General features: G+C 72.1%; 12 protein-coding genes. All 12 read right to left on the bottom strand.

Annotated features, from left to right (window positions below; genetic code table 11):
- Nucleotides 1-81: 81 nt before the first annotated feature.
- Nucleotides 82-1290 (bottom strand): methionine adenosyltransferase, encoded by a 1209-nt coding sequence (metK, locus tag K304_RS0103505; protein WP_027762611.1) that lies wholly within the window; start codon nucleotides 1288-1290, stop codon nucleotides 82-84.
- Between the two features lie 147 nt (nucleotides 1291-1437).
- Nucleotides 1438-2652, bottom strand: coding sequence for a bifunctional phosphopantothenoylcysteine decarboxylase/phosphopantothenate--cysteine ligase CoaBC (gene coaBC / locus K304_RS0103510; RefSeq protein ID WP_027762612.1), 1215 nt, complete (start codon nucleotides 2650-2652; stop codon nucleotides 1438-1440).
- A 116-nt stretch (nucleotides 2653-2768) separates the two neighbouring features.
- Nucleotides 2769-3044, bottom strand: coding sequence for a DNA-directed RNA polymerase subunit omega (gene rpoZ, locus K304_RS0103515; RefSeq protein WP_027762613.1), 276 nt, complete (start codon nucleotides 3042-3044; stop codon nucleotides 2769-2771).
- Nucleotides 3045-3124: 80 nt separating this feature from the next.
- A complete protein-coding gene (gene gmk / locus K304_RS0103520) occupies nucleotides 3125-3682 on the bottom strand; it encodes a guanylate kinase (RefSeq protein ID WP_037789171.1) in 558 nt (185 codons plus the stop codon).
- A gap of 45 nt (nucleotides 3683-3727) precedes the next feature.
- Nucleotides 3728-4045, bottom strand: coding sequence for an integration host factor (locus tag K304_RS0103525; RefSeq protein WP_027762615.1), 318 nt, complete (start codon nucleotides 4043-4045; stop codon nucleotides 3728-3730).
- 242 nt (nucleotides 4046-4287) lie between these two features.
- Nucleotides 4288-5145, bottom strand: a complete 858-nt coding sequence (gene pyrF / locus K304_RS0103530; protein ID WP_027762616.1) for an orotidine-5'-phosphate decarboxylase — start codon at nucleotides 5143-5145, stop codon at nucleotides 4288-4290.
- Nucleotides 5142-6260, bottom strand: coding sequence for a quinone-dependent dihydroorotate dehydrogenase (locus K304_RS0103535; RefSeq protein ID WP_027762617.1), 1119 nt, complete (start codon nucleotides 6258-6260; stop codon nucleotides 5142-5144). Before K304_RS0103535 ends, pyrF begins: the two co-directional genes overlap by 4 nt.
- Before the next feature lie 10 nt (nucleotides 6261-6270).
- Complete coding sequence (gene carB, locus K304_RS0103540) at nucleotides 6271-9582, bottom strand: carbamoyl-phosphate synthase large subunit (RefSeq protein WP_027762618.1); 3312 nt, start codon at nucleotides 9580-9582, stop codon at nucleotides 6271-6273.
- A complete protein-coding gene (gene carA, locus K304_RS0103545; RefSeq protein WP_027762619.1) occupies nucleotides 9575-10735 on the bottom strand; it encodes a glutamine-hydrolyzing carbamoyl-phosphate synthase small subunit in 1161 nt (386 codons plus the stop codon). Before carA ends, carB begins: the two co-directional genes overlap by 8 nt.
- Complete coding sequence (locus tag K304_RS0103550) at nucleotides 10732-11331, bottom strand: PH-like domain-containing protein (RefSeq protein WP_486591564.1); 600 nt, start codon at nucleotides 11329-11331, stop codon at nucleotides 10732-10734. The genes carA and K304_RS0103550 overlap by 4 nt, the downstream gene beginning before the upstream one ends.
- Complete coding sequence (locus tag K304_RS0103555; RefSeq protein WP_027762621.1) at nucleotides 11328-12614, bottom strand: dihydroorotase; 1287 nt, start codon at nucleotides 12612-12614, stop codon at nucleotides 11328-11330. Before K304_RS0103555 ends, K304_RS0103550 begins: the two co-directional genes overlap by 4 nt.
- On the bottom strand, nucleotides 12611-13615 hold the full coding sequence (locus K304_RS0103560) for an aspartate carbamoyltransferase catalytic subunit (RefSeq protein WP_027762622.1): 1005 nt from the start codon (nucleotides 13613-13615) through the stop codon (nucleotides 12611-12613). Before K304_RS0103560 ends, K304_RS0103555 begins: the two co-directional genes overlap by 4 nt.
- Nucleotides 13616-13669 lie beyond the last annotated feature (54 nt).

The following is a 13669-nucleotide window of genomic DNA, read 5'->3' on the forward strand; positions in this document are numbered from 1 at the left end:
GCGTCGCCGCCGCACGCGCCGGGGCCCGGACGTCCGCGGCGGACGTCCGGGCCCCGGCGTGAGCGGGCGGCAGCGGGCCGGTTACAGGCCGACGGCCTGGCGGAGTGCGTCGACGCGGTCGGTGCGCTCCCAGGTGAAGTCCGGCAGCTCGCGGCCGAAGTGCCCGTAGGCGGCGGTCTGGGCGTAGATCGGGCGCAGCAGGTCCAGGTCGCGGATGATCGCGGCCGGGCGGAGGTCGAAGACGTCCGAGATGGCCTGCTCGATCTTCTCCACCTCGACCTTGGCGGTGCCGAAGGTCTCCACGAAGAGGCCGACCGGTTCGGCCTTGCCGATGGCGTACGCCACCTGCACTTCGCAGCGGGTGGCGAGGCCCGCGGCGACGACGTTCTTGGCGACCCAGCGCATCGCGTAGGCGGCGGAGCGGTCGACCTTGGACGGGTCCTTGCCGGAGAAGGCGCCGCCGCCGTGGCGGGCCATGCCGCCGTAGGTGTCGATGATGATCTTGCGGCCGGTGAGCCCGGCGTCGCCCATCGGGCCGCCGATCTCGAAACGGCCGGTGGGGTTCACCAGCAGCCGGTAGCCCTCGGTCTCGATCTTGATGCCGTCCTCGACGAGCTGCTTCAGCTCCGGCTCCACCACGAACTCGCGGATGTCGGGGGCGAGGAGGGAGTCGAGGTCGATGTCCGCCGCGTGCTGCGAGGACACCACGACGGTGTCCAGACGGATCGCCTTGTCACCGTCGTACTCGATGGTGACCTGCGTCTTGCCGTCGGGGCGCAGGTAGGGGATGGTGCCGTTCTTCCGGACGGCCGAGAGCCGCTCGGAGAGGCGGTGCGCCAGGGTGATGGGCAGCGGCATCAGCTCGGGCGTCTCGTCGCAGGCGTAGCCGAACATCAGGCCCTGGTCGCCGGCGCCCTGCTTGTCGAGTTCGTCCTCGTCGCCTTCGACACGCTTCTCGTACGCGGTGTCGACACCCTGGGCGATGTCCGGGGACTGCGCTCCGATGGACTCCGACACGCCGCAGGACGCACCGTCGAAGCCCTTCTTCGAGGAGTCGTAACCGATCTCCAGGACCTTGCCGCGCACCAGCGAGGCGATGGGCGCGTAGGCCTTGGTGGTGACCTCGCCGGCCACGTGCACCAGGCCCGTGGTGATCAGCGTCTCGACGGCGACGCGCGAGGTCGGGTCGTCCTTGAGCAGGGCGTCGAGAATGGTGTCGCTGATCTGGTCGGCGATCTTGTCGGGGTGACCCTCGGTCACGGACTCCGAGGTGAACAGGCGGCGGGACACATCGCTCCCTGGGGTTGCAGCGGCTGCTGGCTGAACATGGCCGGATGCGTCGGGGGCTGCGCCCGATGACGATCCGTGGCCAGTTTATCCATGCCGGCCCGAATCCAATCGCGGTGTCTCGAACTGCGACATGATTCAGGGAAAACCTCAGGACCGCGGAAAGCGGTCCCGCACCAGGTCCCACACCGTGTCGGCGAGGGCCTCCTTGGGTCCGTGCGGGACCGGGGTCTCGCTGCCGTCGGCGCCGAGCACCACCGCTTCGTTCTCCTCGGCGCCGAAGGTGCGCCGCTCCCCCACCTCGTTGACGACCAGCAGGTCGCAGCCCTTGCGGACGAGCTTGGCGCGCCCGTTGGCCAGTACGTCGTCGGTCTCCGCGGCGAACCCGACGACGACCTGCCCCGGCCGGGTCCGGTCGCCGGCCACTTCGGCGAGCACGTCGGGGTTGCGCACGAGGGCGACCGGCTCGGGGTCCCGGCCCTCCTGCTTCTTGATCTTCCCGGTGGCGTAGGCGGCGGGCCGGAAGTCGGCGACCGCGGCGGCCATCACCACGGCGTCGGCGTCGCCCGCGGCCTCGAGTACCCGTTCCCGCAGTTCGACGGCGGTGCCGACGGGGACCACGTGCACGCCGGCGGGGTCGGGCAGCGCCGTGTTGGCGGCGACCAGGGTGACCCGGGCGCCGCGCGCGGCCGCCGTGCGGGCGAGGGCGTAGCCCTGCTTGCCGGAGGAGCGGTTGCCCAGGTAGCGGACCGGGTCCAGCGGCTCGCGGGTACCGCCGGCACTGACCACCACGTGCCGTCCGGTCAGGTCGGCGGGCGCGGCGCCGCGGGCCAGGACGTGCCGGCAGGCCTGGAAGATCTGGTCCGGGTCGGGCAGCCGGCCCCGGCCGGTGTCGGCGCCGGTCAGGCGGCCGACCGCCGGTTCGAGGACGACGCAGCCGCGGCGGCGCAGCGTGGCGACGTTCTCCCGGGTGGCCGGGTGCTCCCACATCTCGGTGTGCATGGCCGGGGCGAAGAGGACGGGGCAGCGGGCGGTGAGCAGCGTGTTGGTCAGCAGGTCGTCCGCCATGCCGTGGGCGGCCTTCGCGAGCAGGTCCGCGGTGGCGGGCGCGACGACGACGAGGGCGGCGCGCTGCCCGATGCGCACGTGCGGCACCTCGTGCACCGTCTCCCAGACCTCGGTGGCGGCGGGGCGGCCGGACAGCGCCGCCCAGGTCGGTTCGCCGACGAAGCGCAGGGCGGAGGCGGTGGGCGCCACGGTGACGGCGTGCCCGGACTCGGTGAGGCGCCGCAGCAGCTCGCACGCCTTGTAGGCGGCGATGCCGCCGCTCACTCCCAGCACGACCTCGGTACGGGCCCGCTCCATCGTCGCTCCCCACTCGTGCTCCGGCCGGGGCCCGTCCGCGGGCGCCCGGCGTCAGGTTTCCATGACACACCAGGGGCCCGGCAGCCGCGCTGCCGGGCCCCTGGTGTCTGCCGCGTCTACGGGGTGACCGGGCCGTCCACGGCCTCGGAGGTGAGGAGACCCGCGTTGATCTCCCGCAGCGAGATGGAGAGCGGCTTCTCGTGGACGTGGGTGTCCACCAGCGGGCCGACGTACTCCAGCAGGCCCTCGCCGAGCTGCGAGTAGTACGCGTTGATCTGGCGGGCGCGCTTGGCGGCGTAGATCACCAGGCTGTACTTCGAGTCGGTGGCCTCGAGCAGCTCGTCGATCGGCGGGTTGATGATGCCCTCGGGCGCGGTGAGGGAAGAGGACACGCTGAAACCTTCCGGAGTGTCGAGGGTGGTTCACGAGTGGCGGGCGGTTCTCCCGTCTGCACGGGCAGGCGCCGCTGAGGTCACTCGTCGTTCATCAAGGCTAGCAGCTCGGCGGAGACGTCCTGGACGGAGGTGTTGACCAGGGTGGTGTCGAACTCCGACTCGGCCGCCAGCTCGGTGCGGGCGGCGGCCAGCCGGCGTTCGATCACCTCGGGCGCCTCGGTGCCGCGGCCGGTGAGTCTGCGCACCAGCTCCTCCCAGCTCGGCGGGGCCAGGAAGACCAGCCGGGCCTCGGGCATGGAGGACCGGACCAGCCGGGCGCCCTGGAGGTCGATCTCCAGGAGCACCGACTCGCCGGCCTCCAGCCGGTCCAGCACGGCGCGCCGGGGCGTGCCGTAGCGGTTGCCCGCGAACTCGGCCCACTCCAGCAGTTCGCCGTTGGCGACGAGCTTGTCGAACTCCTCGTCTTCGACGAAGAAGTACTGCACGCCGTGCTTCTCGCCGGGGCGGGGAGCACGGGTGGTGGCGGAGACCGAGAGCCAGACCTCGGGGTGTTCTTTGCGCAGATGGGCGACGACCGTGCTCTTGCCGACCCCGGAGGGGCCGGAGAGCACGGTCAGCCGCGGACGATGAGCCATGGAGCGATTATCCAGGTTTCCCGCCGGGGCGGAAAACGTGGGGATTCAGGCGCTGCCGAACTCGCGCTCCAGGGCCGCGATCTGGTTGGACCCGAGACCGCGCACGCGGCGGCTCTCGGAGATGCCCAGTCGCTCCATGATCTGCTTGGCGCGGACCTTGCCGACGCCGGGCAGGCTCTCCAGGAGGGCGCTGACCTTCATCTTGCCGATGACGTCGTTCTCCTGGCCCTGCTTGATGACTTCGTGGAGGGAAGCGCCGGAGTGCTTCAGCCGGTTCTTGACCTCGGCGCGCTCCCGGCGAGCCGCGGCGGCCTTCTCGAGCGCGGCTGCGCGCTGTTCAGGGGTAAGGGGCGGAAGAGCCACGCCTACGTCACCTCGGATGTCGAACTGTCGGATATGGATCGGTGTGGAGCCTGGCGGCTCCGCACCCGCGGAGCACCGAGCAACGCGCCCCCCTGCCCCTTCGGACCTGGGGAGGCTCCACTTCTACGTGCTCCCGACGGAGACTAGCGGCCGAGGGCGCTCCAGTCAGCGATAACTGCGGAAAAGTCCTGGTCAGCTTGATTCCCCTGGGGGCATTTACGGACATATCACCACAGAATGACTCAGGAGAGGAAGCGGGCGAGCTCCTCCGCCTGTGTCGCGGCGGCCGCACGCAGGGCCTCCACCCCGGGCCCGTGCCGCAGCACACCACGGCTCACGCTGGGCAGCACGTGGGAGGCGGCGGCCCCGAAGACCCGGGGCAGGTCCTCGGCGGCGGCGCCCTGTGCGCCGATCCCGGGCGCCAGCAGCGGCCCGTTGATCGCGAGCGGCGCGCCGAGACGCTCCGGGACGTCGCCGAGAGTGGCGCCGACGACCGCGCCGAACGAGCCGAACGGCTCCGCCCCGGCGTTCTCCGCACGGAGCTGCTCCAGCACGGCCGCGGCGACGGTGCGGCCGTCCTCGCCGCGGGCGTGCTGCACCTCGGCGCCCTCCGGATTGGAGGTGAGGGCCAGGACGAAGACGCCGCATCCGTTCTCCCGGGCCGCCTCCAGGGCGGGCCGCAGCGCACCGAGGCCGAGGTAGGGGCTGACGGTGACGGCGTCGGAGAACAGCGGGGAGCCCTTCTCCAGGTAGGCGGCGGCGTAGGCGGCCATGGTGGAGCCGATGTCGCCCCGCTTGGCGTCGGTGATCACCAGCGCTCCGGCGCCGCGGGCCTCGGCCACCGCGCGTTCGAGGACGGCGACGCCGCGGGAGCCGAAGCGCTCGAAGAACGCGGACTGCGGCTTGAGCACGGCGACGCGGTCGGCGAGCGCCTCGACCACGGTGCGGGTGAAGGTCTCCAGGCCGCCGACGTCGTCGGCCAGGCCCCAGGAGGCGAGCAGCGAGGGGTGCGGGTCGATACCGACGCAGAGCGGGCCGCGGGCGTCCATCGCAGCGCGGAGGCGGGCGCCGAAGGGTTCCCGGGCGGATGCGGGGCTCATGGGGTGGCCTTCCGGGTGTCTGCGCCGACGGCTTCGGCGAGGGTGGCGTGCGGGCTGGCGGCGAGGCGGGCGGCCAGGCCCTTGTGGACCGAGCGGCACCACAGCGGGCCACGGTAGACGAACGCGCTGTAGCCCTGGACCAGGGTGGCGCCGGCGAGGATGCGCCGCCAGACGTCCTCGGCATCCTCGACGCCCCCCACGCCGACCAGGACGATGCGGTCGCCGACCCGCTCGTACAGGCGGCGCAGCACCTCCAGGGAGCGCCGCTTCAGGGGAGCGCCGGACAGGCCGCCGGTCTCGGCGACGACGGCCGGGTCGGCGGTGGGCCCGAGGCCGTCGCGGGCGACGGTGGTGTTGGTGGCGATGATGCCGTCCAGCCCCAGGTCGAGGGCGAGGTCGGCGACCGCGTCGACGTCCTCGTCGGCCAGGTCGGGGGCGATCTTGACCAGCAGCGGCACCCGGCGGCCCGGCACCGTCCGGTCGGCGGCCTCCCGTACGGCCGCCAGCAGCGGGCGGAGCTGCTCTGCGGCCTGCAGGTTCCGGAGCCCGGGGGTGTTGGGCGAGGAGACGTTGACGACCAGGTAGTCGGCGTGGGGCGCCAGTCGCTCGGCCGAGGTGACGTAGTCCGCGACGGCCTCCGCCTCGGGGACGGCCTTGGTCTTGCCGATGTTGACACCGACGGCGGTGCGGAACGCCGGGCCGCGGGCGGCGCGGCGGGCCAGGCGTGCGGCGACGGACGCCGAGCCGTCGTTGTTGAACCCCATGCGGTTGACCAGCGCACGGTCCGGGACCAGGCGGAACAGCCGCGGCCCGGGGTTCCCGGGCTGCGGCCGCGCCGTCACGGTGCCGGTCTCGACGTGGTCGAAGCCGAGCATCGCCATACCGTCGATGAGGGTGGCGTTCTTGTCGAAGCCCGCGGCGAGCCCGAACGGGCCGTGCATGCGCAGGCCCAGCGCCTCGGTGCGCAGCGCGCGGCGGCGCGGCGCGAGGTAGGCGGCGAGGAAGGTGCGCAGCACGGGGACGCGGGCCGCGAGGGCGATCCAGGTGGTGGCCAGGTGATGGGCGCGCTCGGCGTCCATCCGGCTCAGGACCGTGCGGAAGAGCAGTCGGTACATGTCCCCCCCCTCAGGCGCCGCGGGCGGCGGTCAGGTGGCCGGCGTGCTCCTGGAGGGAGCGGACTCCGACCTCTCCCCTGCCGAGCGCGTCGATGCCCTGCACGGCGGCGGCAAGCGCCTGGACCGTGGTGAGGCAGGGCACGGAGCGGGCGACGGCGGCGGTGCGGATGTCGTAGCCGTCCAGGCGGCCGCCGGTGCCGTAGGGGGTGTTGACGATGAGGTCGACCTGGCCGTCGTGGATGAGCTGGACGATGGTCTTCTCGCCGTTCGGACCCTCCCCCTCGCTGTGCTTGCGCACCACGGTGGCATGCATGCCGTTGCGCCGCAGGACCTCGGCCGTGCCGGAGGTGGCGAGCAGTTCGAAGCCGAGCGCGACCAGTTCCCGGGCGGGGAAGATCAGCGACCGCTTGTCGCGGTTGGCGACCGAGACGAACGCACGGCCCTTGGTGGGCAGCGCGCCGTAGGCGGCGGCCTGCGACTTGCCGTAGGCGGTGCCGAAGACGGAGTCGATGCCCATCACCTCGCCGGTGGACCGCATCTCCGGGCCGAGGATGGTGTCCACGCCCCGGCCGTGCACGTCGCGGAAGCGCGTCCACGGCATGACGGCCTCCTTGACGGAGATCGGCGCGTCCATCGGCAGGGTGCCGCCGTCGCCCTCGGCCGGCAGCATCCCCTCGGCGCGCAGCTCGGCCACGGTGGCGCCCAGCGAGATGCGGGCGGCGGCCTTGGCCAGCGGCACCGCGGTGGCCTTGGAGGTGAAGGGCACGGTGCGCGAGGCGCGCGGGTTGGCCTCCAGCACGTAGAGGATGTCGCCGGCCATGGCGAACTGGATGTTGATCAGTCCGCGCACGCCGACTCCGGCCGCGATGGCCTCGGTGGAGATGCGGAGGCGCTTGATGTCGTGGCCACCGAGGGTGATGGGCGGCAGCGCGCAGGCGGAGTCGCCGGAGTGGATGCCGGCCTCCTCGATGTGCTCCATGACGCCGCCGAGGTAGAGCTCGTGGCCGTCGTAGAGGGCGTCCACGTCGATCTCGATGGCGTCGTCGAGGAACCGGTCCACCAGCACCGGGTGTTCGGAGATCAGTCCGGCGTGCCGGGTGAGGTACTCGGCGAGGGAGGTCTCGTCGTAGACGATCTCCATGCCGCGTCCGCCGAGGACGTAGGAGGGCCGCACCATGACCGGGTAGCCGATCTCGGCGGCGATGCCCTTGGCCTCGTCGAAGGAGTAGGCGGTGCCGTACTTGGGGGCGGGCAGGCCGGCGTCGGTGAGGACGCGGCCGAAGGCTCCGCGCTCCTCGGCGAGGTTGATGGCCTCCGGGGAGGTGCCGACGATGGGCACCCCGTTGTCCTTGAGCGCCTGGGCGAGCCCGAGCGGGGTCTGGCCGCCGAGCTGCACGACGACGCCCGCGACCGGTCCGGCCTGCTGTTCCGCGTGCACGATCTCCAGGACGTCCTCCAGGGTGAGCGGCTCGAAGTAGAGCCGGTCGGAGGTGTCGTAGTCGGTGGAGACGGTCTCCGGGTTGCAGTTGACCATGACGGTCTCGTAGCCCGCGTCGTGCAGGGCGAAGGAGGCGTGGACGCAGGAGTAGTCGAACTCGATGCCCTGGCCGATCCGGTTGGGACCGGAGCCGAGGATGATCACGGCCGGCTTCTCGCGGGGCGCGACCTCGGTCTCCTCGTCGTAGGAGGAGTAGAAGTACGGGGTGCGGGCGGCGAACTCGGCGGCGCAGGTGTCGACGGTCTTGTAGACCGGGCGGACGCCGAGCGCGTGCCGCACCTCGCGGACGACGTCCTCGCGCAGGCCGCGGACGGCGGCGATCTGGGCGTCGGAGAAGCCGTGCCGCTTGGCGTGGTCGAGGAGACCGGCGTCGAGGCGTTCGGCGGCGGCGACCTCCTGGGCGATCTCGTGAATGAGGAAGAGCTGGTCGGTGAACCAGGGGTCGATCTTCGTGGCGTCGAAGACCTCCTGCTGTGTGGCACCCGCCCGGATGGCGTCCATGACGGTGTTGATCCGGCCGTCGGTGGGGCGTGCGGCCTCGGCGAGGAGGGCCTTCTTGTCGCCGGGCGCGCCGGTGAAGTCGAACTGGGAGCCCGTCTTCTCCAGGGAGCGCAGCGCCTTGTTGAGGGCCTCGGGGAAGTTGCGGCCGATGGCCATGGCCTCGCCGACCGACTTCATGGTGGTGGTCAGCGTGCTGTCGGCGGCGGGGAACTTCTCGAACGCGAAGCGCGGCGCCTTGACGACGACGTAGTCGAGGGTCGGCTCGAACGACGCCGGTGTCTTCTCCGTGATGTCGTTGGGGATCTCGTCCAGGGTGTAGCCGATGGCGAGCCGTGCGGCGATCTTCGCGATGGGGAAGCCGGTGGCCTTGGAGGCGAGGGCGGAGGACCGTGAGACGCGCGGGTTCATCTCGATGACGACGACCCGGCCGTCCTCGGGGTTGACGGCGAACTGGATGTTGCAGCCGCCGGTGTCCACGCCGACCTCGCGGATGACGGCGATGCCGACGTCGCGCAGGATCTGGTACTCGCGGTCGGTCAGGGTCATCGCGGGCGCGACGGTGAGGGAGTCGCCGGTGTGCACGCCCATCGGGTCGAAGTTCTCGATGGAGCAGACCACCACGACGTTGTCGTGCCGGTCGCGCATCAGCTCCAGCTCGTACTCCTTCCAGCCGAGGATGGACTCCTCCAGGAGCACCTCGGTGGTCGGGGAGAGCGTCAGGCCCTGGCCGGCGATGCGGCGCAGCTCGTCCTCGTCGTGGGCGAAGCCGGATCCGGCGCCGCCCATGGTGAAGGACGGCCGGACGACGACGGGGTAGCCGCCGAGGGTGTCCACCCCGGCGAGGACGTCGTCCATGGTGTGGCAGATGACCGACCGGGCGGACTCTCCGTGTCCGGTCTTCGCGCGGACCGCCTCGACGACCTCCTTGAAGCGGTCGCGGTCCTCGCCCTTGTGGATGGCGTCGACCTCGGCGCCGATCAGCTCGACGCCGTACTCGGCGAGCACCCCGGAGTCGTGCAGGGCGATGGCGGTGTTGAGCGCGGTCTGCCCCCCGAGGGTGGGCAGCAGTGCGTCGGGCCGTTCCTTGGCGATGATCCGCTCGACGAACTCGGGGGTGATCGGCTCGACGTAGGTGGCGTCGGCGATCTCCGGGTCGGTCATGATCGTCGCCGGGTTGGAGTTCACCAGGACGACGCGCAGGCCCTCGGACTTCAGGACCCGGCACGCCTGGGTGCCGGAGTAGTCGAACTCGGCGGCCTGGCCGATCACGATCGGGCCGGAGCCGATGACCAGGACGCAGGCGATGTCGGTGCGCTTAGGCACGCTGGCCCTCCATAAGGGTCACGAAGCGGTCGAAGAGGTAGGCGGCGTCGTGGGGGCCGGCGGCCGCTTCGGGGTGGTACTGGACGCTGAAGGCGGGGCGGTCGAGGAGGCGCAGACCTTCGACGACGTCGTCGTTGAGGCAGCGGTGGGAGACCTCGGCCCGCCCGTACGGGGTGTCGGCGGGTCCGTCGAGCGGGGCGTCGACGGCGAAGCCGTGGTTGTGCGCGGTCACCTCGACCTTGCCGCCGGTCCAGGTGCCCTCACCGGTGCGTTCCTGGACGGGCTGGTTGATGCCGCGGTGGCCGTACTTGAGCTTGAAGGTGCCGAAGCCCAGGGCCCGGCCGAGGATCTGGTTGCCGAAGCAGATGCCGAAGAGCGGGGTCCGGCGCTCGAGCACGCCGCGCATCAGCGCGACGGGGTGTTCGGCGGTGGCGGGGTCGCCGGGGCCGTTGGAGAAGAACACGCCGTCGGGCTCGACGGAGTAGATCTCGTCCAGGGTGGCCGTCGCGGGGAGGACGTGGACCTCGATGCCGCGTTCGGCCATCCGGTAGGGGGTCATGCCCTTGATCCCGAGGTCGACGGCGGCGACGGTGAAACGTTTCGCGCCCTGGGCGGGGACGACGTACGCCGCGTCGGTGGCGACCTCGCCGCACAGGTCGGCGCCCTTCATCTGCGGCGCGGACCGCACCCTCTCCAGCAGCGCGGCCTCCTCGCCCAGCGCGGTGCCGGAGAAGATGCCGACGCGCATCGCGCCGCGTTCGCGCAGGTGACGGGTGAGCGCGCGGGTGTCGATGCCGCTGATGCCCACGACCCCCTGGGCGGTCAGCTCCTCGTCGAGGCTGCGTACCGAGCGCCAGTTGGAGGGCACCCGGGCCGGGTCGCGGACCACGTAGCCGGCGACCCAGATGCGGCCGGACTCGGGATCCTCGTCGTTGACGCCGGTGTTGCCGACGTGCGGGGCGGTCATGACGACCACCTGGCGGTGGTAGGAGGGGTCGGTGAGGGTCTCCTGGTAGCCGGTCATGCCGGTGTTGAAGACGGCCTCGCCGAAGGTCTCCCCCACCGCGCCGTAGGAGCGTCCGCGGAAGACGCGGCCGTCCTCCAGGACGAGCATCGCGCCGTCGGTCCGGGTGCGCTGGGCGGGGGTCGTCATCGTGCACTCTCCTGGGCGTCGGTCAGGGCGTTCACCGCGTCCACCCAGGCGGGGTGGTCGGCGGCGCGGTCGGAGCGGAAGCCGGAGTCGATGCGGCGGTCGCCGTGCTCCCAGGTGATCACCAGCAGGCCGCCCTCGGTGAGGACCTTGCCGGCGATGCCCTTGTCGAGCCGTGCGCCGCGCAGCCGCCCGACGGGGACGAAGAAGTCCTCGGCGCCGGGCCTGCGGACGTCGAGCCCCCGGTCGGTGAGGGTCACCTCGGCCCGGCTGCGGACGCCGAGGCCGTGGGCGACGATGCGGTCCAGCCACTGCCCGGCGGTGGTCGAGCCGTGGTAACGGCCGGTGAGCGCCAGGCGCTCCGCGCCGGTGTCGGCGGGGGCGGCGGGGAGCGGCGGCAGGTCGCCCTGGAGGGTGCCGCGCCATTTCCAGCCCTGCCGCATCAGCCAGTACAGCAGGGCGACGAACAGCAGCAGCCCGACGGTCCAGCCGATGCGCGCGGGCCAGTTCGTCACCTCCTGGGACTTCGGCTCCGCCGCGGCGAGGCCGGCCAGGTGGTTCAGGTGGGTGAGGACGTTGGGGTGGTTCAAGGGGCTCACTGCAGCTTTCCGTCGACGACCGTCGGCGTTCCCCGCAGGAAGGTGTGGGTGACGCGTCCGGGCAGCTCACGGCCCTGGTAGGGCGTGTTGCGGCTGCGCGAGGCGAAGCCCGCGGGGTCCACCTGACCACGGTATGCCGGGTCGAGGAGGGTCAGGTTGGCGGGCTCGCCCGGTGAGACGGGGCGGCCCTGTCCGGCCAGGCGGCCGATGGCCGCGGGCCGGGAGGACATCCGGTCGGCGACGCCGGACCAGTCCAGCAGTCCGGTGTCGACCATGGTGTGCTGCACCACGGACAGGGCGGTCTCCAGGCCGACCATGCCCATGGCGGCGGCGCCCCACTCGCAGTCCTTGTCCTCGTGCGGGTGCGGGGCGTGGTCGGTCGCCACGCAGTCGATGGTGCCGTCGGCGAGCGCGTCGCGCAGCGCGCGGACATCGGCCTCGGTGCGCAGCGGCGGGTTGACCTTGTAGACCGGGTCGTAGGAGCGGACCAGTTCGTCGGTGAGCAGCAGGTGGTGCGGGGTGACCTCGGCCGTGACGTCCCAGCCCTTGGACTTGGCCCAGCGCACGATCTCCACCGAGCCCGCGGTGGAGAGGTGGCAGATGTGCACCCGGGAGCCGACGTGGGCGGCGAGCAGCACGTCCCGCGCGATGATCGACTCCTCGGCGACGGCCGGCCAGCCGCCGAGGCCGAGCTCGGCGGAGACGACGCCCTCGTTCATCTGGGCGCCCTCGGTGAGCCGCGGCTCCTGGGCGTGCTGGGCAACGACGCCGTCGAACGCCTTCACGTACTCCAGTGCCCGGCGCATGATCACGGCGTCGTCGACGCACTTGCCGTCGTCGGAGAAGACGCGGACGCCGGCGGCGGAGTCGTGCATGGCGCCCAGTTCGGCCAGCTGCTTGCCCTCCAGGCCGACCGTGACGGCGCCGACGGGCTGCACGTCGCAGTAGCCCGACTCGCGGCCGAGGCGCCACACCTGCTCGACCACGCCGGCGGTGTCGGCGACGGGGAAGGTGTTGGCCATGGCGTGCACGGCGGTGAAACCGCCCATGGCCGCCGCCCGGGTGCCGGTGAGGACGGTCTCGGAGTCCTCCCGGCCGGGTTCGCGCAGGTGGGTGTGCAGGTCGACGAGGCCGGGGAGCAGGATCTGCCCGTCGGCGTCGATCACCCGCGCGCCGGTGCCGTCCAGGCCGGTGCCGGTGGCGGCGATCCTGCCGTCCTCGATCAGTACGTCGGCCGGCTCACCGCCGAGAACGCGGGCGCCGCGGATCAGGGTCTTGCTCATCGGTCGTTCTCCTCGGCGGTGGGTGCTGGCGGTGTCGTGCTGGGCTGGGTGGCGACGGCGGGCACGCTGCCGCCGAGCAGCAGGTAGAGGACGGCCATCCGGATGCTGACGCCGTTGGTGACCTGCTCGACGGCGGTGCAGCGCGGGGAGTCGGCGACGTCGGCGGTGATCTCCATGCCGCGGTTCATCGGGCCGGGGTGCATCACCAGGGCATGGGCCGGCATCCGCGCCATGCGCTGCCCGTCGAGGCCGTAGCGACGGGCGTACTCGCGCTCGGTGGGGAAGAAGGCGGCGTTCATCCGTTCGCGCTGGACGCGCAGCATCATCACGGCGTCGGTCTTGTCCAGGACGGCGTCCAGGTCGTAGCTGACCTCGCAGGGCCAGTGCTCGACGCCGACCGGGACCAGCGTGGGCGGCGCGACGAGGGTGACGTGTGCGCCGAGCGTGCTGAGCAGGTGGACGTTGGAGCGGGCGACGCGGCTGTGCAGGATGTCGCCGACGACGGTGATGTGGCGTCCGGCCAGATCGCGTCCGGTGCCGTCGCCCTCGGTCAGGCGGCGGCGCATGGTGAAGGCGTCGAGCAGCGCCTGCGTGGGGTGCTCGTGGGTGCCGTCGCCGGCGTTGACGACGCTGCCGCCGATCCATCCGGAGGTGGCGAGGCGGTGCGGGGCGCCGGAGTCGTGGTGGCGGATGACGACGGCGTCGGCGCCCATGGCCTCCAGGGTGAGCGCTGTGTCCTTGAGGGATTCGCCCTTGGAGACCGAGGAGCCCTTGGCGGAGAAGTTGATGACGTCGGCGGACAGCCGCTTGGCCGCGGCCTCGAAGGAGATCCGGGTGCGGGTGGAGTCCTCGAAGAAGAGGTTGACCACGGTGCGGCCGCGCAACGTGGGGAGCTTCTTGACCGGCCGGTCCGCGACGCGGGCGAGTTCCTCGGCGGTGTCGAGGATCAGTACGGCGTCGTCGCGGGTGAGGTCGGCGGCCGAGATGAGATGACGCTTCATCGGTTGCCTTGTCTGGGTGAGGAGGTGCCGGGCGGAGCGGTTGCGGGCAGCGCG

This window comes from Streptomyces sp. CNS606, from assembly GCF_000426325.1.